Below are 21,836 nucleotides of genomic sequence, written 5' to 3'. Positions count from 1 at the left end.
CGGCTAGCGCTTGCGTAGCAGATCCCGCGCTTCGTCGAGGACTTCCTTCTCTTTTTCCGAAAGAGAGGCGAAGCCTTTGCTGTTGATCTTGTCCAGGATGCGGTCGACTTCCCCCTTCAGGTCCCGGGTTTCCCGAGAGACGTTGACGCGGTAGGTGTAGCCGGCGGAGCTCTTCTCGGTCTTGGGCTTTTTCTTGAAGAAGCGAGCGAAGGAGAGGGAGATGGCGCCGGAACGGTCGTAGGGATTGGGTTGGTAGACGTACTTGTGGAAAAGGTAGGCGAAGAGCATGCCTCCGAGGTGGGCGGAGTGGGCGACGGAGGTGGGGCCCTTGGCGAAGAGCTCTTGGAAGAACAGGCCGAGCACCCCGATGCCGACGTAGAAGTAGGCGAGGTAGCGCGGCTTGACCGGGAGCACGAAGAAGAGCAGGATTTCGCGGTCGGGATTGAGGCAGGCGAAAAAGATCAGGAGGGCTGACGCGGCGGCGGAGGCCCCGATGACGGAGCCGGCGTCCGAGACGAAGCTTGCGGCGAACCAGGAGAGTCCGCCTACCAGGACGGCCCCGAAGTAAAGCTGGAGGAAGCGCTTCTGGCCCAGGGTGGCGATGGCGGACCTGCCGAAAAAGTAGATCACCACCATGTTGAAGATGAGGTGCAGCGGCAGCAGGTTCCCGGTGCTGTGCAGGAAGGAGTAGGTGATCGGCGTCCAGAGCATCCCGCTTTGCAGCGAGTCGTCATGGAAGGCGAAGAAGCGGGCGATGAATCCAGGACCGTTGGAGAGGTCGAAGATGTTTTGCAGCACGAAGACGACGATATTGGCTCCGATGATCCAAGTGAGCGTTTTTTTCGCCGTGTCGTCGGAGCTTGGAGTCATGTAGGAGCGGTCGTACATCGAGTCGTTGATTGGTGGCCTAAGGTCGCTGCTTTTAGTGTATATTACAAGGGGTGAGGTTTTGAATAAATCGCGCTAATGGGCGGGCGCCTTAGGGAAATGTGAGGCGCGGGCGACATAAGCGCGAAAATCTCAGGCCAAGAGACCGCTGGCTGAAAGCTAAGTTCAGTTGTTGAAGCGGAAAACCGTAACATCGCCGTCCTTGAATAGGTAGTCCTTCCCTTCCAGACGATACTTGCCGGCGTCGCGAGCGGCTGCGACGCTTCCGAGCGAGGAGAGGTCATCGTAGGCAACGACTTCGGCCTTGATGAATCCTTTTTCGAAATCGGTGTGGATGACTCCGGCGCATTGGGGCGCGGTCATGCCGTCCTCGAAGGTCCAGGCCCGCACTTCCTTTTCGCCGGCGGTGAAGTAGGTCTTGAGGCCGAGCAGGGCGTAGGTTTCGCGGATGAGCAGGGAGACGCCTGAGTCTTCCACGCCGAGGTCGGCCAGGAATTCGCCCGCTTCCTCGTCGGAGAGGTCGATCAGCTCGGACTCGATTTGGGCGGAGATGACGACGCAACCTGCGTCGTGGGCGGTCTTGGCGTATTCGCGCACCTTGGCGACGTGAGGGTTGGCGTCCGCGTCGGCGAGGTCGTCCTCCATGACGTTGGCCGCGTAGATGACGGCCTTGGAGGAGAGCAGGTGGAGGCCGTGGAGGATTTCCAGCTCCTCCTTGCTCATTTCCAGGGTGTTGGCGGGGCGTCCGTCGTTGAAATGGGGGATGAGGCGGTCGATGAGCTCCACGGCGGCGGCCGCTTCCTTGTCGCCGGAGCGAACTTTCTTAACCAGCTTTTCCTTCTGGCGCTCCACGGACTCGAGGTCGCAAAGGATGAGTTCTGTATTAATAACCTCGATATCGCGGATGGGATCGACGGAGCCCATGCTGTGCACGATGTCGTCGTTCTCGAAGCAGCGCACGACTTGCACGATAGCGTCGGTCTCGCGGATGTTGGCTAGGAACTTGTTGCCGAGGCCTTCGCCCTTGCTGGCTCCTTCCACCAGGCCGGCGATGTCGACGAATTCGATGGCGGCGGGGATGACGACGTTGGTCCCGGCTATCTTTTGCAGGACTTGCAGGCGCGGGTCCGGCACGTTGACGACGCCCACGTTGGGATCGATAGTGCAGAAGGGGTAGTTGGCCGACTCGGCCTTGCGTGTGCGAGTGAGCGCGTTGAAGAGAGTTGACTTGCCAACGTTAGGAAGACCGACGATACCAGCTTTCAGCATAAGGGCGGAAAGATCATTGGATTGGATGTTGCTTGACAAGATTCATTTTTGATTAATCTTCGCCACCTTTTCCAATTTTCTAGGAGACGCAAAGATGGCACTTAAGATCAAACTTCAACGCGCAGGCGCAACACACGAACCAGTCTACCGAGTAGTGGTAGCGGAAGCACGCGGACGCCGCGATGGACGCTTCGTTGAAAAGCTCGGTACTTACCTGCCGAAGCAGAAGGACGCAGCTAAGCAGCTCGAGCTCAACGTAGAGCGCGCTGAGTACTGGATGTCAGTTGGCGCGCAGCCGACCGATACGTCCAACTCGCTTATCAAGCGCGCTCGCAAGGAGCAGGCAGCGGCGACCGCTGAAGCGTAAGGCTTAGGGCTGGTCCCTGTAGTCGCATTTCCCGAACCCGGCTTTTTCAGAAACGCCGGGTTTGTTCATTTCCGGATCCGACCGCTTCTCTCTATTATATAGAGGCAAAGGTTTTGCTGGCTGCTTCCATTCTTTATGAAGATCGACGTTTTAACTCTGTTTCCCCAGATGCTCGACGGATTTCTGTCGGAGAGCATGATTGGGCGTGGAGTGAAGCATGGCATCTTGGATGTAGCGGTGCACAACTTGCGGGATTGGTCGAAGGGCAAGCACAACCAGGTCGACGACCGGCCGTTCGGCGGCGGGGCTGGCATGGTTTTGATGCCTGAGCCGCTTTTCGACGCGATCGAGGAAATCCAGACGCCGCAAACGCATCGCATCTACCTCGCTCCGGACGGGGATCCGCTGACGCCCGAGTTGGCTCGCGACTTGGCCACGAAAGAGCGGCTGCTTCTCGTGAGCGGCCACTACGAGGGGATCGACGATCGGGTACGCCAGAACCTGATCGACCAGGAGGTCAGCATCGGGGACTACGTGCTGACCAACGGGACCTTGGCGGCAGCGGTTTTGATCGACTGTTTGAGCCGCTTTTTGCCCGGATTTTTAGGGGAAGAAAAGTCATTGACTAACGAAAGCTTCCAAGACAACTTGCTCGACTTTCCACAATTCACGCGCCCAGCGGTGTTTCGAAATATGCCAATTCCAGAGGTTCTGCTCTCGGGAAACCATGCAGAAATCGAGAAATGGCGGCAACGGGAGAGGGAAGAGAGAACGCGCAAACGCAGACCAGATTTATTAGAGGATTCACCATGAACGCAGTAGTAAACGAAGTAACAAAAGAGCACCTAAAAGCAGATGTCACCCCTTTCAAGGTAGGCGATGGCGTCAAGGTCCACACCCGCGTGGTCGAAGGTGGTAAGGAGCGAATCCAGATTTTCGCTGGTATCGTAATCGCTCTCAAGGGATCGGGCATCAACCGTACATTCACGGTTCGTCGTATCTCTTATGGTGAAGGCGTTGAGAAGGTATTCCCTGTTCACAGCCCGCTGATTTCCCAGATCGAAGTCGACAAGGAGTCCAAGACCATGCGCGCTCGCATGTACTACCTCCGCGATCTCGTGGGCAAGAAGGCGATGCAGGTTAAGGAAAAGCGTCTTGCAAAGGGCAAGCACTAGTCCGCTGCTCCGTTATTGATTTTTGAAAAGCCGTCTCCGTTCGGGAGGCGGCTTTTTTGTGTTTTGAGGGGAGGGGGCGAAGAGGGCGAGTTTTGCAGCTGCCCTGGCTCGGGTGTGAGCTGCGGCCTGCATGGGGCGCTGCGGTGGATTCCGTTTTTCCGTCATTTTATTAGTCCGGTTCGGGTTTTGCTTGAGGGGGCTTCATTCGAAGCGTGTTTCGTCTCGTTTTAGCGCAACGGTTTAGGATCTTTGCTTCCTTGAGACTTGAAACCCTGGCGGGGGCGCGGATGCTTTTGCCCTTTCGAATTTCACTTAGATTCACTCTAGAACGACCTATGAACAAAGAACTCCTCCAGAAAGCCGCTACTCAAGCGCGTGGACTTGCAATCGACGCAGTGCACGCCTGTTCCTCGGGCCACCTTGGCCTTCCGCTTGGCGCGGCCGAAATCGGCTCCGTCCTCTTTGGCGACGCTTTGAGCATCAACCCGGACGAACCGCGCTGGGTGAATCGCGACCGTTTCATCCTGTCCGCAGGGCACGGCAGCATGTTTATCTACTCGTGGCTGCACCTTGCTGGCTTCGATCTTCCACTGGAGGAGGTTAAGAATTTCCGTCAGCTGCATTCCAAGACTCCTGGGCATCCGGAGTACAAGGAAACGCCTGGCGTCGAGTGCACTACCGGTCCTTTGGGCCAGGGCGTGGGCAATGGCGTTGGCTTTGCGATCTCCGGAAAGATGGCGGCTGCCAAGTTCAACACGGCGGACCACAAGATCATCGACAACAAGATCGTGGTGCTCGCTGGCGACGGTTGCTTGCAGGAAGGCGTTGCTCAAGAAGCCTCGGCTTTGGCGGGCCACCTCAAGCTCGATAACCTCATCCTCTTCTACGATAGCAACGACGTGACGCTCGACGCCATGGCTGAGAAGAGCCAGAGCGAAGACACCGCTGCCCGCTACGAAGCGATGGGCTGGAACGTGGTGACGATCGACGGCCACGATTTCGACGCGATCTCCGGTGCCTACGCGGCGGCCAAGGCCGCTACTGGCAAGCCGCAGCTCATCGTCTGCAAGACGGAAATCGGCCGTGGCATTCCCGAAGTGGCCGGCACGAGCGCGGGCCACGGCGAGGGGGGGGCGAAGTTTGCCGACAGCGCCCGCAAGGGACTCGGGCTTCCGGAAGAGAAGTTCTTCGTGTCGGACGAGGTGCGTGACTTTTTCGCAGCCAAGAAAGCTGAGCGCGTAGCGGCCTACGAAGCTTGGTTGGAAACTTACGGCGCGTGGAAGGCAGCCAATGCCGATCTCGCCGCTCAGCTCGAAGCGGGCGCCAATGCGCCTGTGAACGTGGACGAGCTTTTCGCCGCAATTCCCGTAACGGCTGACGATGCGAAGGTTGCGACCCGCGCATCCGGTTCGGCGGTGCTGCAGCCGATCGCCCAGGCTCGTCCCGAACTCATCTCCGGTTCTGCCGACCTCCATGGCTCGACCAAGAACTACATCAAGGACGGTGGCGACTTCCTGCCCGGCAACGAAAGCGGTCGCAACTTGCTGTTCGGCATCCGCGAGCACGCTATGGGAGCCCTGATGAACGGTATCGCTTACGATGGGATTTTCCGCGCGTCGGGCGCGACCTTCATGGTGTTTGCCGACTATTGCCGTCCCTCGATTCGCTTGGCGGCTCTCGCTGGTTTGCCGACTATCTACATCTTCACGCACGATTCCGTGGGCGTGGGCGAGGATGGTCCGACTCACCAGCCGGTTGAAACCGTTTCCGGTTTGCGCGTGATTCCGAATCTCGATGTGATCCGTCCGGGCGACGCGGAAGAGACGGCTGGCGCTTTCGTGGCGGCTATGGAGCGTCTCGATGGTCCAACCATGCTGTCGCTCACGCGCCAGAACATTCCCAACATTGCGACCGTATCGGCCGACGAGCGCCGCAAGGGTGTTCTCAAGGGTGGCTACGTCATCAAGAAGGAGACCGCGGAGCTGGAGACGATCATCATCGCGACGGGGTCCGAGCTGCAGCATGCAGTCAAGGCTGCTGAAGAGCTCGGCGCTGGCACGCGTGTCGTATCCATGCCTTCGATGTTCCGCTTCGATGCCCAGAGCTGCGAGTACAAGGAGTCTGTCCTTCCGAAGGCCTGCACCAAGCGTATCGCCATCGAGGCGGGCGTTTCCGGTCTCTGGTACAAGTACGTTGGCACGGAAGGCAAGGTGATTGGCATCGATCGCTTCGGCATCAGTGCTCCTGGCGATACCGTGATGGAAATCTTGGGCATGACTGCGGCGAACGTGGTTGCCGCCGCCAAGTAGTCGAAAGCGATAATATTCATTTTCAAGGCCTCGAGGAGAACTTTCCTCGAGGCTTTTTGTATTAGGAGGCTGCTTAGGCCCCACCGCTTCTTCGCTTGCGGTTGCCTTGGAAACGCTGCCTTCAGGGAAACCATGAGTTGCGTTGCCAAGTTTCCGCTACATGTTCGTCGCAAGTTCTTACGCTAAGGCTTTCTGCTTGATGCATGGATTTAAGTTGGGTGGGATTGCGCCGTTGCCTAAGCGACTCGCCTGAAAAATATTATGAAAAACCGATCCCTCTTTGCTTCCAGTTCCCAAGGATTTGGACCGAATTCCTTTCTGCGGCTTATTTGGTTCGCCGTTCTCTGTTTGCTGCCTGTAGCGGCTGCGTCTGCTCAGAGTTCTGGGGCTCCGAGCGAGAAGTTTATCCTGCAAGCCGAAGATCAGTTGCGTATCACCTTTCCAGGCGCTCCAGAGTTGGATACCGACCTGCAGATTCGCCGCGACGGGGTGATCGCGGTGCCTATCATCGGTGAAATCGTAGCGGCTGGGAAGACGCCGAGCGAGTTGGAGACGGAGTTGGAGGAAAAGTACGAGAACCAGCTCGTTTCCAACGAGGTCATGGTAGTGGTGGTCGAGTCGCATTTCACTTACTACCTGGAAGGGGAGGTGCAAAGCCCTGGGATCATTCGCTCCTTTCGTCAGCTTTCAGTGCTGGAAGCGATTATTGCTGCTGGGGGGATCAACAAGGTGACCGGCAAGATGAAGTCGGTGGTCGTCATTCGTCGTAAGGGCGACAAGTACCAGCGGTTCGAGCTCGATCTCGCTGCGGTAATCGACGGCAAGAAGGATAGCGCTTTTGTGCTAGAGTCCTACGACATCGTTTCCATCCCGCAAAGGGTTTGGTAAATTCAAAATTTTTAATCCGGAATAGTTAATTAATATGATAGCGCTCGTAGGTTCCACCGGTTACGTCGGTACCGCATTTCGCCAGTTGCTCGAGAGCAAGGGCGTTGCCTTTAAAACGCTTAGCGGTCGGCAGATCGCTAATGGATCCCGGAAGGACTTTGCGGATTCACTCAAGGAGACAGGGGCTAGCTTTTTAATCAACTGCGCCGGGTATACGGGCAAGCCCAACGTGGACGCTTGCGAGTTGGACAAGGCGAACTGCCTCGATGGAAACGCTGTATTGCCCGGAGTGATACGCGAAGTCTGCGCGGACCTTTCTATTGGCTGGGGGCATGTTTCTAGTGGATGTGTTTTTGGGGGCGATCGCCCAGGAGGCGGAGGCTGGCTGGAAAACGACGCACCGAATTTCTCCTTCAGGAAGCCGCCTTGTTCCTTTTATAGCGGGACCAAGGCCCTTGGCGAGGAAGTGCTAGGCTATCGCGAGGTCGATCGTGGAGAAGGCCAATGGCCCGCTTGGGAGCACGAATCTTCCCCAGAGGGATATGTATGGAGATTGCGGATACCTTTTAACCACATCGACAATCCACGCAATTACCTGACGAAGGTGCAGAGCTACGCAACCCTGTTGCAGGCCACCAATTCGCTGAGCCAGTTGGAGGATTTCGTGACGGCGTGTTTCGAGTGCGTAGAGAAGAAAGTTCCCTATGGGATCTATAATGTCACGAATCCCGGTTCCGTGACGACTTCGCAGGTTGTAGAGCTCATCAAGAAGACAGGCGTCAACAACAAGGATTTTCAGTTCTTCGAAGACGAGGCGGACTTTATGTCCAAGGCAGCCAAGACGCCTCGCTCGAATTGTATCCTTAACGAGAATAAGCTGCGCGATGCAGGCGTGATCATGCGTCCGGTCGAGGAAGCCCTCGAATGGTCCCTTAAGAACTGGCAGAAGGCTTAAGAAGCCGACCGCTAAAAACGCTAAACCTCGCTAAATATTTAATTAGAACCGTTCTGATTTTCGCGTCCTTTCGCGCTTTTTAGCGGTTGGACAATCCTCCTCATTCCCATGAATTCTATACTTGTTACCGGCGGCTGTGGCTTTATCGGCTCCAATTTTATCCGTGTTTTGCTTCGCGACGGAGCAAAGCTCCTAAAAGCCAAAGGCTTTGATCGTATCGTAAATGTCGATTCGCTCACCTATGCCGGTAATCCGGCGAATCTGAGCGAATTCGAATCGTCCGAATCCTACGTCTTCTCGCGCTCCAGTATCCTCGATCAGGATACGACGAGCTCGCTTATCAAGGAGCATGGGGTGAGCTCCATCGTTCATTTCGCGGCGGAAAGCCATGTGGATCGTTCCATCGATACGCCCGAGCCTTTCGTCGAAACCAATGTGACGGGTACCTTGCGTATGTTGGAAGCGGCTCGCCATCACTGGGCTGCTTTGGATGGGGAGGCGAAAGAGTCCTTCCGCTTCCTGCACGTATCCACCGATGAGGTTTTTGGAACGCTAGGGCCGAACGATCCGGCATTTTGCGAGACCACGCCCTACGCTCCCAACAGTCCGTATTCAGCGTCCAAGGCCTCCAGCGACTTTTTGGTCCGTGCCTATTTCCATACTTACGGCATGCCAGTGGTCACCACCAATTGCTCGAACAACTACGGCCCTTTCCAGTTTCCGGAGAAGTTGATACCTTTGGTAACGCTCAATGCCCTGGAGGCGAAGCCGCTGCCGATCTACGGCGACGGTAAGCAGATCCGCGACTGGTTGTTCGTTGAAGATCATTGCACCGGGATTTTGGCGGCCCTGGAAAAAGGTGCCTTGGGAGAAACCTATTGCATCGGCGGTCGCAGCGAGATGGAGAACATCCAGATCGTGAAGCGCATCTGCGCCTTGCTCGACGAGCTGGCACCCGTGTCGGCTAACGAGGCGGCACAAAAGGCGGGCATCGAAAAGTACGAGGACCTGATCACTTACGTGAAGGATCGCCCAGGTCACGATCGTCGTTACGCCATCAACTGCGAGCGGAGCGAGAAGGAATGCGGCTGGGTTCCGGCGGAAACCTTCGACAGCGGCATCCGCAAGACCGTGCAGTGGTACCTGGACAACCAAGACTGGTGCCGTGATATCGCGGAGAAGAAGTACGCCCGCGAACGCTTGGGCAATAGCTGATTTTCTCGAGACCGCGAAAGACGCTAAAGACCGCTAAAGTGGCTGATCTAGTTCTAAAGGACGAATGCTATCGAGTGATCGGGGCGTGCTTCGAGGTCTACAAGGAAAAGGGCTGTGGCTTTAAAGAGCCTGTGTACCAAGAATGTTTGGAAGTGGAATTTGCAATCAGCGAAATTCCGGCGGATTCGCAGAGGCCTTTCGCCCTGTCCTATAAAGGGAGGCCGCTTTCCCAAAAGTATATTCCAGATTTCATCTGCTTCGATGAGCTGCTGCTCGAGATCAAGGCGGTCAAGGCCTTGAACGACGAACATCGTGCTCAAGTAATAAATTATCTTCGAGCTACCAACAGGCCCCTTGGTTTGTTGGTAAACTTCGCTGCCTACCCTAAATTGCAGTGGGAGCGAATTGCATACACTTCTAAGTTTTGAATTTCGCGTATTTTAGCGCCTTTAGCGGTCCCAAACCCTTCAACCCAATATTAATTTCACTATGTCCTCAAAACCAAGAAAAGGAATCGTCCTCGCGGGTGGCTCCGGAACCCGACTTTATCCATGTACGATCGCTGTATCCAAACAGCTGATGCCGATCTACGATAAGCCGATGATCTATTATCCGGTCTCCCTACTCATGCTGGCGGGGATCAAGGACATTCTCATTATTTCCACTCCCCAGGATACGCCGCTTTTCGAGCGCTTGCTCGGGGACGGTTCCGCCTTCGGCGTTAACTTCAGTTACGAAGTACAACCAAGTCCCGACGGTCTGGCCCAGGCCTTTCTTATTGGAGAGGAGTTTCTCGATGGCGCTCCTGCTGCCTTGGTGCTGGGCGACAACCTGTTCTTCGGCCACGAACTGGTGCGTACCTTGAGAAATGCAGATACTCGAACGGAGGGATCTACGATCTTTGGCTACAACGTGGCGAACCCTACGGCCTACGGGGTGGTCGAGTTCGCTCCCGATGGAAAGGTGCTTTCGATCGAGGAAAAGCCCGCTCAGCCAAAATCGAACTACGCGGTCCCAGGGCTTTATTTCTACGATGACAAAGTCGTGGAATACGCAAAGCAGGTAAAACCGTCTCCTCGCGGCGAATTGGAGATTACCGACTTGAATCGTATCTATCTTGAAAAAGGCGCCCTCAATGTGGAGTTGCTGGGTCGTGGTACGGCTTGGCTGGATACGGGCACGCACAAGAACTTGATGGAAGCGGGGCAGTTCGTGCAAGTGATCGAAGAGCGGCAAGGACTCAAGATGGCCTGTTTGGAAGGCATCGGCTACGAGAAAGGCTGGCTTACTCGCGAGCAGCTGGAAGAACGTATCCAATTCTTGGGTAAAACTAGCTACGCAACCTACTTGAGGCAATTGCTCAAGTAGGGGTGGCAACCGCAAAAAATACTACTTTCGCGAAAGGGATTGGAGGGAAGCTCCAGTCTCTTTTTTTATAACCGCTAAAATCGCTAAAGACCGCGAAAATGGTACTCGCCGTAGTGGAAATCCGACTTCGCGCGTTTATCGACGAACAGGCGATCAAAGTAACGAGCTGAATAAGTTATTATTCGACTAGCCAGTTTTACTACGCGTTCTGGGATTTGTAGCGCTACCTATTTCACGATTTTAGCGGTCCGAAAAAACATGCGGACTTTTCTTCGCGTTCTTGCGGCCTTAGCGGTTAAGAATCTTCTACTCTACCGTTACGCTTTTGGCGAGGTTGCGGGGCTTGTCGACGTCCTTGCCGAGCTCGACGGCAATGTAGTAGCTGAGGAGCTGGAGCGGAATCGTCATCAAGATGGGCAGCACGCAATTGTGGGCCTTGGGGACGATGATGATCTCGTCGGCGAGGGAGGAGGGAATTTCGTGCGAATCGGTGATGATGATGACCTTGCCTTTGCGAGCTCGCACTTCCTGTACGCTGGAGAGGTTCTTCTTGAGGGTTTCGTCGTCGGGCACGATGACCACGCTGGGGCAGTCTTCCGAGATGAGGGCAATTGGGCCGTGCTTCATTTCGGCAGCGGGATAGCCCTCGGCGTGAATGTAGCTTATCTCCTTCAGCTTGAGCGCCCCTTCTAGGGCGATGGGAAACATTTCCAAGCGACCGAGGAACAGGAAGTCTTGATACTTGGCGAAGTCCTTGGCGACTGCCTTGAGGGAGTCGGCGAGCGAGAGGGTTTGCTTGATGAGGGCGGGGAGCTCTTGCACGGCCTTTACCATCTTGCAGCCTTCCGCGTAGGAGAGGTCGCGCGTGCGGCCGAGGTAGCAGGAGAGCATGGACAGGATGAGCACTTGGGAAGTGAAGGCCTTGGTGGAGGCGACTCCGATCTCGGGGCCAGAGTGCTGGTAGATGCCGCCATCGTTTTCGCGGGCGATGGTGGAGCCGACGTTGTTGATGATGCCGATGACGTGGTAGCCCTTGCGTTGGGCTTCGCGTTGGGCTTCTAGGGTGTCGATGGTTTCCCCGCTTTGGCTGATTACGATGACCAAGGTGTTCTTGTCCATCGGGGCGTTGCGGTAACGAAATTCGCTGGCGTATTCGACCTCTACGGGGATGCGAGCGTACTTTTCGATCAAGTACTCGCCTACTAGGCCGGAGTGCCAGGCGGTTCCGCAGGCTACGATGAGGATGCGGTCGATTTGGCGAATGTCCTGGCGGGAGAGGTTGAGTCCGCCGAACTTGCAGGTTCCTTCGGTCAGGTCGAGGCGGCCGCGGAAAGCGTTCTCTAGGGCGGTGGGTTGCTCGTGGATTTCCTTGAGCATATAGTGGGCGAACTCACCGAGCTCCGCGTCTTCGTCCTTCCAGGAGATAGTGCTGATTTCGGGAACGACCTGGGCTTCTTCCATGGTCGTGATGCTAAAGTTGTCGCCGGTGATGGTGACGATCTGGTTGTCGTCGAGGTAAACGACTTCGCGGGTGCGGGCCCGGATGGCGCTGGCGTCGCTGGCGAGCATCATCTCGTTTTTTCCGACGCCCAAAATGAGCGGGCTTCCTTTGCGGGCTCCGAAGAGCACTCCGGGGAGTTTGGAGCAAATAATAGCGAGGCCGTAGGTGCCTTCCACGGCGGAGAGGCTGGTGCGGATCGCCTTGTAGACGGTCTTTTCGGTGATTTCCTCGTCGAGGGCCTCGAGGTTGTAGGCGATCAGGTTGGAAAGGACTTCGGAGTCGGTTTCGTTGCTGAAGGTGACTCCTTTGGAGGAGAGGGTGGCCTTCAGTTGCTCGTAGTTTTCGATGACGCCGTTGTGGACGAGGTGGATCAGACCATTCCAGGAGCTGTGCGGGTGGGTGTTGGGTTCGGTTACGCCGCCGTGGGTCGCCCAGCGGGTGTGGCTGATGCCGAGGCCGGCGTCGTCTTGATCAACGGGTAGGGCGGCTGCGAGGTTGGCGACTTTGCCCACGCGGCGTGTGAGCAAGATCGAGTTGTCCTTTTGCCAGACAGCCATGCCGGCGGAGTCGTAGCCGCGGTATTCGAGGCGCTTGAGACCGTTTAAGAGAATGGGGGCAGCGTTGTCGTGCCCGATGTATCCAACTATTCCACACATAATGCTAGGGTTATGGCTAAAGGTTCCGGTGAATTGAGAAAGAGAATATTATAAGGGAGCTTTTGTGAACTATCTCTTGATGCCGAGTCGATCTAGAAGTTCGTAAAAGGTGGGCCGACTGATGCCGAGTTCAGCCGCGGCGGCGGTGACCTTGTTCTTGTGCTTCTTGAGGGCTGCCTCGATCATTTCCTTCTCCAAGGCCTCGCGCGCTTCCTTGAGGGTGGTGCCGGAGGGGAGCTTGCGATCGGAGGGAAGCTGCAAATCCTCGGGACTGACCTTGTTCCCTTCAGCCATGATGGCAGCCCGCCGCACTCGGTTCTGCAGTTCGCGCACGTTTCCGGACCAAGGGTAGGCGCGGATGGCCTTGAGGGCGGCCGAGCTGAAGCCGAGGCCGCCGTTGCCGGCTTCGGCGGCAAAGCGCTTCAGGAAGCTGGTGGCGATGAAATCGATGTCCTCGCCGCGGTCGCGCAGGGGAGGCAGGTTGAGCTCGACCACGGAAAGGCGGAAATAGAAGTCTTCGCGGAAAGTCCCGTCGGCCATGCCTTTTTTCAGGTCGGCATTGGTGGCGGCTACGATTCGTGCCTTGACGGGGATCTGCTCCCGTCCGCCGACCCGTTCGATGTAGCTCTCCTGAAGGAATCGAAGGAGCTTAACTTGCACGTTGAGAGGGACTTCTCCGATCTCGTCGAGGAAAAGGGTGCCTCCGTCGGCCTGTTCGATCTTGCCAACGCGGGTGCTGTCGGCGCCGGTGAAGGATCCTTTTTCATGGCCGAAGAGCTCGCTTTCCAGGAGGGACTCGGGGATGGCACTGCAGTTGATGGCGACGAAAGGACCATCGGCTTTGCTGGAGCGATTGTGGATCGCGTTGGCGACCATTTCCTTACCGGTGCCGCTCTCGCCGAGGATCATGACGGGCGCGTCGCTGGTGGCGACTTTGCGCACGAGATTGAAGACCTTTTGCATCGGTTCGCTGGTGCCGAGCATGCCTTCGAAGGCGTCTTCGTTGAGCTTGCGCTGCATGGATACGTAGTCGCGTTCTAGGTCGGCAACGTAGTAGCAGCGTTTGAGGACGAGCTGAAGTTCGTCAGTGTCGACCGGCTTGGACATGAAGTCGTAGGCGCCGCGGCCGATAGCTTCGAGCGCGTTCTCGCGTTCGCCCTGTCCTGAAATGATAATGACCTTGGTCTTAGGAGCGATTTGGACGATTTCCGCGAGAGTGTTCATGCCCTCGTCTACGAGGTTGGGACGAGGGGGGAGTCCGAGATCGAGCAAAACGACAGGAGGTGTGTTCTCCTTGAATTGCTGGATGGCGCCCTCGCGGTTGCCCGCTTGGAAAATTTCGTAGTCGGTCCCGAGGGACCAGCGCATTTGGGTGCGGATTTCTTCGTCGTCGTCGACGATGAGAAGCTTGGGTTTGCTTGCAGGCATTTGAGGAGGGGGATGGTGACGCGTGAAGGCTAGGGATCGCTAGATTTTCGATTTAGAATCTCTGTTTTTGCTGTGTCGCTTCTCTCTTCATTTCTTGCTGTCAAGTGGCTTGTCGCAGTTTGAGCGAAGTGAGAGAGACGAGTGTCGGATATTCTTACAGTATCGTTCTAGGAAACGGAAAATGAAGCTTTTTCTGTAGCAGTTTTTTTAAGTGTAACAGTGATCGATCGATAGTCCGCCCGCGAAGAAGGTGCCCATTGGTTTGGGGGTCGGAATCGGTGCCGAACGAGCTGTTGGCACAGGGCGGGGCTTTGGTAGGGTCCGACCGCCGGGCGGACAGTTTCGTCCAAGATCGCTCTGCGGCTCGCTCGGCGATCGAGCCCTACCTTTTTAACCTCCCGTTCGACGGGCGCGGGGTGCACAGGAGACCTTGTTAAGGTTGCGGAACTTTATTTATCGAGAGTGAGATCATCCGTTTGGGGAGAGGCACTACTTTCTGATTTAGGGTAGGGTCCGACCGCCGGGCGGACCGTTTCGTTGAGGTTGGTTCTGCGGCTCGCTCGGCGATCGAGCCCTACCTTTGATAGGGAACTGATCAGTCCGCCGGCCGCAAAAAGCGTGTTGATGCGGCTGTATCTCGTATTCTCTAGTGGTCGATAAATTGGGATCGCAATCCTAGGCATTTCCAATAGGGTAACACTATGACGCGGATCGAAGCATTGAAGACCGAGGTAATGGGCCTCACAGATACGGACAGGGCCTCACTTGCAAGCGCACTTCTCTACTCACTTCCAGCTACCCTATCAGATGAAGACGAAGGAATAGCCGAAGCGGAAAGACGCGATGCTGATCTCGCAGCAAACCCATCGCACGGAATGACATGGGATGAGCTGAAGAAAGGAATTGGCCGAGACTATTGAACTTGGTTTTCCACAAGCTAGTCCAAAGAGACCTCAGAGTTATCCTGAGGTACTACGAAGAAGAAGGCGGTCCACTATTAGCGGACCGCTTCTTTCTTGAACTTGGCTCATTGGTGAACGAGGTCGAATCGACGCCCGAAAAGTTTCACGAAGTGAGGAATGGATTGAAACGAGCCAACATGCTGAGTTTCCCTTATCACCTCCTTTTCAGCACCCAAGGGCAAGAAGTCAGAATCTTAGTTTTACGTCATCACCGACGACGCCCTGATTACGGAATGAGTCGGAAATGAAATGCTCAATAAGTCGTCGCTCACAGCTCCGGGGCTGTCTTTTTGGTAGGGTCCGACCACCGGGCGGACCGTTTTGTCCAAGATCGATTTGCGGCTCGCTCGGCGATCGAGCCCTACCTTTTTAAGTCCTCGAAACGAAAATGCCCGTCTCCTATGAGACGGGCATTGGATACAAGAGCGAATCGTAGGGATTCGAAAGTTAAGCTCTTCGGCGTTTCAGCGTGAGAAGCGTCGCGAAGCTGAGGCCTAGCAAGGCGACAGTGGTGCCGCTGTCGGGGACGGACGCGGAGTCCGAATCGGATTTCAGTGCAGGCAACGTTTGACCTGTATTGATGGCTCCTGAGGTTGAGGCGATGGGGCCGGTCCAGCTGCCGTTGCCTGCATGGCCCTGGAATTGGAGGCTTAACCCGAGGTCCGTGTCATCGGGTTGATTGACCCCGATGTTGATGGATGTCAGTCCGTTGGCGGCTCCGTTGCTCGCTGCAAACGAGCCTTCGTAGCTCAGAAACTGGAGCACCAGTGAGCCGTATACGAGTGCGATCCCATCGGGAGATCCGTTTTGGATTCCGCTTATGAGAAAGCTTTGGAATCCGTATCCGTTCCCGGCATCGCTAAGGGATCCGCTAAGGCCGAATGTCTTGTATTTTGCGCCACCGCTTCCGTTGTAGAACTCCAGAGTTAGGGGACTGAGGTCAGTGCCCGCCAGACCCGCGATCTCAACGAATTCGCCAACGTCACCGCCGGTATTGTCGTAATGGATCTCGTTGATCCAAACGTCGTTGAGGGTGAGGGCGTGGGCGCAAGGAGTGAAGAGAAGGGCGATAGCTGAAAGCAGGCACAGCTTCGCCCCGAGGATTTTTTCAATCTTCATTATATGGGGATTTTTAGGGTTACGCTTGCAGGCGGTTGGATAGTGTTGCCTGTATGAGGATGTGTCTAAATACCTATGAGGTAGGTATAATAACGCAAGGTCTTTCTTTGCGTTGTGCTGGGAGGCCTGAGTGGGGTGTTTCAGGGCCGACCTCTTAGGAGAAGGTTCTTGTCTTTTGCCCCTTGGGGTTCACCAACCAGGTTTCGGTAATTGGAATCGCGAATGAACGCCAATTTTAATAGTTTAGGGCCCCGTCAGGATTGGTATTCTTATCGTGAATACGCTGCCTTGGCCTTCTTGACTTTCCACCATGATGTTGCCGCCGTGGGCTTCGACGACCATTTTGCTCTGGAACATGCCGATGCCGAGTCCGCTCTTCTTAGTGGTTTTGAAGGGGCGGAAGAGTCCGTTGCGGATGAAGTCGGCGCTCATGCCGCAGCCGCTGTCGGTGACGACGATCTCCGCGTAGGGGCCTTTGACTCCGGCTTTAAGCGCGATCGATCCGGTTCCCTCCATGGCTTCGCAGGCATTGATGAGCAGGTTCAGAATCACGCTTTTCAGCTTTTTGAAGTCGGCGGCTACGGTAATGTCGCTCGGGATTTCCGAGCTGAAATCGATTTGCTCGGGCTTTTCCCATTCGGCAATGGCGGAGCGGAGCAGTTCTTCGAGGTCGGTGGGGGAGGGCGAGATTTCGAGTTCGTGCCGAACCTGGCTGAGGCGTGTGATGAGATCGGTGATACGATTGCTGGTGTTGCCGATGCCGCGCAGGGCGTCTTCCCGGAATTCGGGATTATCCCAGTGCAGCGGCATGTTCTTGAGCATGAGGTTCAAGGTGGACACCGCGTTCTTGAGGTCGTGCACGAAGAAGGTGGCCATGGTTTGGAAGGCCTCGATCTCCTTGGATTCCTCCAGCTTGCGAGTGAGGGCGGCGCTGAGGATATTGGCGGCGATGTGGTCGCCGATACAGCGGAGCGTGTCGAATTCCTGTTGGGTAAATTCGAGGGTGTTGGTACGGTCGCCCAGCACGATGAAGCCGACCGGCCGGCCTTGACCGGTTAAGGGAACGAGGATGCGGTTTCCTCCGTCGTCGAAGGAGCTGGGGTTGCTGGCGAGAATCGGCTGGGCCCAAGCGTCCTCCACGCCCTCGATCGATCGCGGGTCGGGGGACTGGGTGAGCTCCTCGCTGATGTTATCTGCCGGGATGGAACTGGGCGTGTTTCCCATCTCGGCGTCCTCGGTATGGTCGGTAGTGGAAATCTTGTCGAAGCTGGTCCCGTTGGCGTCCAAGAGCCAGATGCTGGTGAGCTTGGTATCGAATAGGTTGGCGAGCAGCTTGGTGGTAGATTCGCAGATGTCTTTGCGGCGCACGCTCTGGGCGGTGGTGGCGGTGAGTTTGAGCCAGAGGGTGCGGTAGTCGTATAGGGGGCGTTGGAAGTTGCGGCTAACGAAGCGGCGGATCAGTTGGCGAAAGCGGTCCGATTGCACGAGGACGCCGAGACCGACGAGGGCGATGAGTACCAGAAAGGTTTGAATGGCGAAGGCCTGGTCTCCGCCGAAGTGGGCGATCACTTTGGAGAGCACTCCCACGGCGATGAGGTAGCCGCCTGCGAGGGAGATTACCAAGGAACCGCTGATGATGGATTGGGAGGGGTAGAGATCGATTTCGAAGCTGCCTTTGCGGAAGACGGAGCGAGCGACTAGCAGGCAGCAGGTAAAGAGTGCGACGGCATTGATGGTTTCGAGGGAGGGGTCGATTTGTTGGGCAAGCACGATTTGGCTGCTGGTGAAGAAGCGGGCCGCGAAGAGGGTTCCCATCCCGTAGAGCATAAACTTGATCTTCCAGCGCAGGGTGCCGACGGAGGCTCGGTAGGTGCGCTCCAAGCCAACCATGGCCCCGATCATAGAGAGAAGCATGAAGACATGCAGGAAGAAGCCGGCCCAATCGAGGGTAACGATCCACTGGAAGGGTTCTTCCGGATGTTGAATCAGGTGGGCGAGGGAAGCGGGCGCCGAGACAACGAGAGTTATCGGAAGGACGAAGGCGACGATCACCAGAGGAAGTCGCTTGCTGAGGTTTTGCTTGAGGTTGCCTCGAGAATAAGTGGCGGAGAAGAGCAGCCAGAGGCCAGGCAAGAGGGAGGTTGCCGCGAAACGCCAACGGATCAGTTCGGCGATTTCGAGGGGATTGGTTTTTTGCAAGGCAAGACCGGTGAGCAGCTGCTCGGCTGCGAGGGCTAACATGCCGAAGGCGAACACCCAGAGAGGCAGGCCTCGACTCTTGCTGAAGGGTGCGATAACGACGAAGAGCGCTGCGATGGCGGCGCTTACGAAGGAAAAGAGGACAGGAAGGTTCAAGGGAGAGGATCTTTTAACTGCCCGTTCGACGAGACCAGGGCAGACATGATGGCGAAGAGTGTGAGGAGATTGATTTGTGGGGCAGTGCGTTTAACCGCCAAGAAAGTGTTTGGTAGGGTCCGCCCGCCGGGCGGACCGTTTTCGGGATGGATGAAGGGGGGGCTCGAAGCTTCGCGGCTCTGCGGCTCGCTCGGCGATCGAGCCCTACCATCTGGATTTCTTTTTTGGTGTAGCAGTAGGGTGCGAGGTGTATTCCTCGTCCCGCATCGGTTTGGGAGTGACTTGAATTTTTGTGCTTTGGTAGGGTCCGACCGCCGGGCGGACCGTTCTTTTCGGGATGGATGGAGATGTTGGGGCTCTGCGGCTCGCTCGGCGATCGAGCCCTACCATCTGGATTTCTATTTTGGTTCAGCCGGATGATGCGGGGCGGGCAGCAAAGCCCGCCCTCTACGGGATCTCGGTCTCTTCGTTTAGTCTTTTATCAGCGCTGCAACTCGCTCGCTAAGTCTGGCGGGGAGCTGCTTCAAGTCGATTGCTTCGAGCTGCTTTTTGGCCAGGTCGGTTTTGCCTTGCTGGGCGAGAGAGAGGCCTTGCAGCGCTTGGGCCCGCAGGGTTTCGGATTTGTACTGCTTCGCGTCGTTGGCCATGGTGTAGACGCGGGAGGCGTTGGCGGGGTCCTCGCTGAGGATCTCGGCGAGCCCGACTTTAGCGAAGGCATTTTCGGGACTCAGCTTGAGCACCTTTTCGAATTCTTTCTGGGCGGCGCTTCGATCGCCGTTGCGAAGCTGCAGGGTCGCAAGGGTTGCGAGGGCTTGGGCATCGGACTTGTTTTTCGAGATATGGCTTTCCAGCTTGTCGGCGGCGCTTTTCGAGTAGGCCTTGGTATCGATATCTAGAATGGCTAGGAGCTCGGTAGCTTTGCTTTTTCCTTCGAAGTCGGAGGCGTCGGAACTGGCTTGGGTCAGAAGACGGCTTGCCGCGTCGCGGTGCCCGAGTTGGTATTGGGCGCTGCCGAGGTGATAAGCGACTTCGGCATTATCCTTGAGCTTATTGTAGCTGTCTTGCAAGAGGCTGAGGGCCCACGGGTAGTCCCCTCGCTTGTAGACAATCCAGCCTAGAGTATCGGCGGTGTAGGGGCTAGTGGGCGATTGTTCGCGGGCCTTTTGGGCGAGTTCGAACGCTCGTTCCGGCTTGTCGAACTGGGTTGAATACAGGTAGGCGAGATTGTTGAGGGCCGTCAGGTAATTGGGATCGACCGTGAGCATTTTTTCGTAGAGCTCCACGGCTTCGGCGTATTTGCCAGCGGTTTCATGGAGCGAGGCGATCGTGGTCATGGCCCCGATGTCGTTGGGATTGCTCTTAAGGATGGCTTGGGTTTGGGCGAGCGCACCTTTTTCGTCGCCTTGGGAGCGAAGGAGGCGGGCGTAGAGGGTGCGAGCGGTACGGTTATTGGCATCGAGCTCGATGGACTTTTCGAAGGACTCCTTGGCTGCGTCGAGGTCGCCTTTCGACTGGAGGATTTGGGCTCGGATGGTATAGAGCACGCTGGTGTTCGGCGATGCGGCGATGGTCTGCTCGATACGGGCGAGGGCAGCGTCGAAATTGCGTTCGCCCATATCGAGGGCGGTGAGCTGTTCGACGGACTGTAGGTGCAGAGGGTTGTCTGCGAGAGCGGATTCAAAGGCGCTGCGGGCGCCGTGGCGGTTTCGACCTTGCAAGTAGGATAGGCCTGAGAGGTAGTCCAGCTGAGGATTTTCCGGCTGGGCTTCTTCCAGCTTTTTATAAATCGCTACGGCTGCCTCGCTGTCGCCCTTGCGATTGTAGACCTCGGCAAGCAGGAGATAGCCCTGCAGCGAATTGGGGTTCGCCTTGAGGAATTTCTCTAGGGTGATGATCGCTCCGCTGAAATCTTCTTCCTGGACCTGGATGGTGGAAAGTAGGGCATTGGCTTCGAGGTGCCCGGGCACCCGCTGCACGACTCGGGAAAGGCGTGACCTAGCTTTGCCGAGGTCGCGTTTGGCGAGATATGCGAGGGCGATTTGGTAGTTGGCCTTCACGTCATCCGGGTAGAGTTCGAGGGCTTTCTCTAGCTGGACGATGGCTTCGTCAATTTTCTGGTCGAGTACGAGAAGTGTACCGTTGACCCGGAGGGCGGTAGGATCGATAGGGTCTAGCTTTAGGGCGCGGGCCACAAGCTTCTTGGATTCTTCCGGCTCCTCCATCTTGGCGGCCAGTTCGGCGGCGAGGCCGAGGGCGGGAAGGTAGTCGGGAGCTTCCGCTAGGATTTCGTCTAGCACGGCCTTGGCAGCTGTGTCGCCCTGGGTTTGCTGGAGGTATTGCACGTAGCGGATGCGGATACCGGAGCGGACGTCCGCGACCTCCGCCGCTTTGGCAAAGGCAGCCATGGCTTCCTCTTGCTTGTTTTGGCTTAGCAGGATCTGGAAGCGTCCGGCGTAGCCCATGGAGGAATTGGGATCCATCTCTATGGCTTGTTCGAAGCGTTGGCTGGCGGCGGCGGCGTTGCCGGACTTCAATTCAAGGGAGCCGATTGCGGCGTGGATTGAAGGGGTCGGAGGGAGGGTGGCGAGCCATTCCTTGGTTTGAGCGGCTGCGGCCGGAGAGCTTGCCAGTTCGGCGAGCAGGATAGGGGCTTCGTCGAGGCTAGGGTCGAGCTCGAGCGCCTTACGGGCGTCGGCAAGGGCCTCGTCGCGTAGGCCTGCGATGAGTTCGATGCTAGCAAGTGAGGCGAGGCTGCGAGCGTCGCTGGGGTTGAGCTGCTTAACGGCACTCAGGACTTGGTAGGCATCGCGGACACGTCCTTGCTGCTTGTAGATTTCGCCGACAAGGGCGAGCGCTTGCGGGTTTTTTTTATCCGCTCGGAGCGCGTTTTTAAGAAGGATCTCTGCATCAGCGAGTTTACCGGCTTGGATTTGGGTGTCGGCCTTTTCGATGAGGCTGGCGACATCGGCTGAACCGCCGCATGCAGAAAGTAAGAGGGCGCTCAAAGTTACGAGCGCAAGGGAGACTAGGATCTTTGGATTCATGAAGCTAACAGGTTGGTGAAATTAACCGCGAAGAGGGCAGAAACTGCAAAGGTTTTTGGTAGGGTCCGCCCGCCGGGCGGACCGTTTTTGTTCAGGATCGATGAAGGTGTCGGCTTGAAGCTTCGGCGCTCTGCGGCTCGCCTTTTGATTTTCTATTTTGGTTCATCAGTAGGGAGCGAGGTTTATTCCTCGTCCCGCATCGGTTTGGGAGTGATTTGAATTTTTGTGCTTTGGCGGACCGTTTTTTGTTCAGGATCGATGAAGGTGTCGGCTTTGAACCTCGGGGCTCTGCGGCTCGCTCGGCGAGCGAGCCCTACCTTTTGATTTTCTATTTTGG

17 protein-coding genes and 1 pseudogene are annotated in these 21,836 nt (G+C 56.5%); 11 read left to right on the top strand and 7 right to left on the bottom strand.

Annotated features, from left to right (window positions below):
* Positions 1-3: 3 nt before the first annotated feature.
* A complete protein-coding gene (locus QEH57_RS15185) occupies positions 4-888 on the bottom strand; it encodes a rhomboid family intramembrane serine protease (RefSeq protein ID WP_309007609.1) in 885 nt (294 codons plus the stop codon).
* Positions 889-1,053: 165 nt separating this feature from the next.
* Positions 1,054-2,157 carry a redox-regulated ATPase YchF gene (ychF, locus tag QEH57_RS15180; protein WP_309007608.1) on the bottom strand — a complete coding sequence of 368 codons (1,104 nt, stop codon included), beginning with the start codon at positions 2,155-2,157 and terminating at the stop codon, positions 1,054-1,056.
* 94 nt (positions 2,158-2,251) lie between these two features.
* Here ychF and rpsP point away from each other — a divergent pair, with 94 nt between their 5' ends.
* The 9 genes and pseudogenes from rpsP to rfbA all read left to right on the top strand — a co-directional run bounded on the left by rpsP (position 2,252) and on the right by rfbA (position 10,434).
* Positions 2,252-2,524, top strand: coding sequence for a 30S ribosomal protein S16 (gene rpsP, locus QEH57_RS15175; protein ID WP_309007607.1), 273 nt, complete (start codon positions 2,252-2,254; stop codon positions 2,522-2,524).
* Between the two features lie 135 nt (positions 2,525-2,659).
* Positions 2,660-3,337 (top strand): tRNA (guanosine(37)-N1)-methyltransferase TrmD, encoded by a 678-nt coding sequence (trmD, locus tag QEH57_RS15170; RefSeq protein ID WP_309007606.1) that lies wholly within the window; start codon positions 2,660-2,662, stop codon positions 3,335-3,337.
* Positions 3,334-3,699 (top strand): 50S ribosomal protein L19, encoded by a 366-nt coding sequence (gene rplS / locus QEH57_RS15165; protein WP_309007605.1) that lies wholly within the window; start codon positions 3,334-3,336, stop codon positions 3,697-3,699. The genes trmD and rplS overlap by 4 nt, the downstream gene beginning before the upstream one ends.
* 335 nt (positions 3,700-4,034) lie before the next feature.
* Entirely contained in the window at positions 4,035-6,008 is a 1,974-nt protein-coding gene (gene tkt / locus QEH57_RS15160) for a transketolase (RefSeq protein WP_309007604.1), read from the top strand.
* A gap of 261 nt (positions 6,009-6,269) precedes the next feature.
* Complete coding sequence (locus QEH57_RS15155) at positions 6,270-6,896, top strand: polysaccharide biosynthesis/export family protein (protein ID WP_309007603.1); 627 nt, start codon at positions 6,270-6,272, stop codon at positions 6,894-6,896.
* Between the two features lie 34 nt (positions 6,897-6,930).
* Positions 6,931-7,851 carry a sugar nucleotide-binding protein gene (locus QEH57_RS15150; protein WP_309007602.1) on the top strand — a complete coding sequence of 307 codons (921 nt, stop codon included), beginning with the start codon at positions 6,931-6,933 and terminating at the stop codon, positions 7,849-7,851.
* 108 nt (positions 7,852-7,959) lie between these two features.
* Positions 7,960-9,066, top strand: a complete 1,107-nt coding sequence (gene rfbB / locus QEH57_RS15145; protein WP_309007601.1) for a dTDP-glucose 4,6-dehydratase — start codon at positions 7,960-7,962, stop codon at positions 9,064-9,066.
* Positions 9,067-9,104: 38 nt separating this feature from the next.
* Positions 9,105-9,488: pseudogene (locus QEH57_RS15140) on the top strand (GxxExxY protein); the annotation flags it as partial.
* 67 nt (positions 9,489-9,555) lie between these two features.
* On the top strand, positions 9,556-10,434 hold the full coding sequence (rfbA, locus tag QEH57_RS15135) for a glucose-1-phosphate thymidylyltransferase RfbA (protein ID WP_309007599.1): 879 nt from the start codon (positions 9,556-9,558) through the stop codon (positions 10,432-10,434).
* 306 nt (positions 10,435-10,740) lie between these two features.
* Here the strand turns inward: rfbA and glmS are convergent, their stop codons facing one another.
* Both glmS and prsR read right to left on the bottom strand, forming a co-directional pair.
* Positions 10,741-12,591 carry a glutamine--fructose-6-phosphate transaminase (isomerizing) gene (gene glmS / locus QEH57_RS15130; protein ID WP_309007598.1) on the bottom strand — a complete coding sequence of 617 codons (1,851 nt, stop codon included), beginning with the start codon at positions 12,589-12,591 and terminating at the stop codon, positions 10,741-10,743.
* 69 nt (positions 12,592-12,660) lie between these two features.
* Positions 12,661-14,019, bottom strand: a complete 1,359-nt coding sequence (gene prsR / locus QEH57_RS15125; RefSeq protein ID WP_309007597.1) for a PEP-CTERM-box response regulator transcription factor — start codon at positions 14,017-14,019, stop codon at positions 12,661-12,663.
* 701 nt (positions 14,020-14,720) lie between these two features.
* Between prsR and QEH57_RS24990 the strand changes: the two genes are divergently transcribed.
* Both QEH57_RS24990 and QEH57_RS24985 read left to right on the top strand, forming a co-directional pair.
* The gene (locus QEH57_RS24990; RefSeq protein WP_343224787.1) at positions 14,721-14,939 is read left to right on the top strand and encodes an addiction module protein; all 219 of its coding nucleotides are present in this window, start codon (positions 14,721-14,723) and stop codon (positions 14,937-14,939) included.
* On the top strand, positions 14,936-15,229 hold the full coding sequence (locus QEH57_RS24985; RefSeq protein ID WP_343224786.1) for a type II toxin-antitoxin system RelE/ParE family toxin: 294 nt from the start codon (positions 14,936-14,938) through the stop codon (positions 15,227-15,229). Before QEH57_RS24990 ends, QEH57_RS24985 begins: the two co-directional genes overlap by 4 nt.
* A 199-nt stretch (positions 15,230-15,428) precedes the next feature.
* Here QEH57_RS24985 and QEH57_RS15120 read toward each other — a convergent pair whose 3' ends face one another.
* The 3 genes from QEH57_RS15120 to QEH57_RS15110 form a co-directional block, all read right to left on the bottom strand.
* Complete coding sequence (locus QEH57_RS15120) at positions 15,429-16,100, bottom strand: VPDSG-CTERM sorting domain-containing protein (RefSeq protein ID WP_309007596.1); 672 nt, start codon at positions 16,098-16,100, stop codon at positions 15,429-15,431.
* Between the two features lie 243 nt (positions 16,101-16,343).
* Complete coding sequence (gene prsK, locus QEH57_RS15115) at positions 16,344-18,455, bottom strand: XrtA/PEP-CTERM system histidine kinase PrsK (protein ID WP_309007595.1); 2,112 nt, start codon at positions 18,453-18,455, stop codon at positions 16,344-16,346.
* Between the two features lie 470 nt (positions 18,456-18,925).
* Positions 18,926-21,499, bottom strand: coding sequence for a tetratricopeptide repeat protein (locus tag QEH57_RS15110; protein WP_309007594.1), 2,574 nt, complete (start codon positions 21,497-21,499; stop codon positions 18,926-18,928).
* Positions 21,500-21,836: the final 337 nt, after the last annotated feature.

Source organism: Pelagicoccus sp. SDUM812005, from assembly GCF_031127875.1.
Lineage (GTDB): Bacteria > Verrucomicrobiota > Verrucomicrobiia > Opitutales > Opitutaceae > Pelagicoccus.
Note: the sequence above shows the minus strand (reverse complement) of the source record. Positions and strands in the feature narration are given on the sequence as shown.

Coding starts and splice junctions, on each gene's coding strand:
- QEH57_RS15185 (WP_309007609.1), bottom strand. CDS start 888: ATGTACGACCGCTCCTACATGACTCCAAGCTCCGACGACACGGCGAAA.
- ychF (WP_309007608.1), bottom strand. CDS start 2,157: ATGCTGAAAGCTGGTATCGTCGGTCTTCCTAACGTTGGCAAGTCAACT.
- rpsP (WP_309007607.1), top strand. CDS start 2,252: ATGGCACTTAAGATCAAACTTCAACGCGCAGGCGCAACACACGAACCA.
- trmD (WP_309007606.1), top strand. CDS start 2,660: ATGAAGATCGACGTTTTAACTCTGTTTCCCCAGATGCTCGACGGATTT.
- rplS (WP_309007605.1), top strand. CDS start 3,334: ATGAACGCAGTAGTAAACGAAGTAACAAAAGAGCACCTAAAAGCAGAT.
- tkt (WP_309007604.1), top strand. CDS start 4,035: ATGAACAAAGAACTCCTCCAGAAAGCCGCTACTCAAGCGCGTGGACTT.
- QEH57_RS15155 (WP_309007603.1), top strand. CDS start 6,270: ATGAAAAACCGATCCCTCTTTGCTTCCAGTTCCCAAGGATTTGGACCG.
- QEH57_RS15150 (WP_309007602.1), top strand. CDS start 6,931: ATGATAGCGCTCGTAGGTTCCACCGGTTACGTCGGTACCGCATTTCGC.
- rfbB (WP_309007601.1), top strand. CDS start 7,960: ATGAATTCTATACTTGTTACCGGCGGCTGTGGCTTTATCGGCTCCAAT.
- rfbA (WP_309007599.1), top strand. CDS start 9,556: ATGTCCTCAAAACCAAGAAAAGGAATCGTCCTCGCGGGTGGCTCCGGA.
- glmS (WP_309007598.1), bottom strand. CDS start 12,591: ATGTGTGGAATAGTTGGATACATCGGGCACGACAACGCTGCCCCCATT.
- prsR (WP_309007597.1), bottom strand. CDS start 14,019: ATGCCTGCAAGCAAACCCAAGCTTCTCATCGTCGACGACGACGAAGAA.
- QEH57_RS24990 (WP_343224787.1), top strand. CDS start 14,721: ATGACGCGGATCGAAGCATTGAAGACCGAGGTAATGGGCCTCACAGAT.
- QEH57_RS15120 (WP_309007596.1), bottom strand. CDS start 16,100: ATGAAGATTGAAAAAATCCTCGGGGCGAAGCTGTGCCTGCTTTCAGCT.
- QEH57_RS15110 (WP_309007594.1), bottom strand. CDS start 21,499: ATGAATCCAAAGATCCTAGTCTCCCTTGCGCTCGTAACTTTGAGCGCC.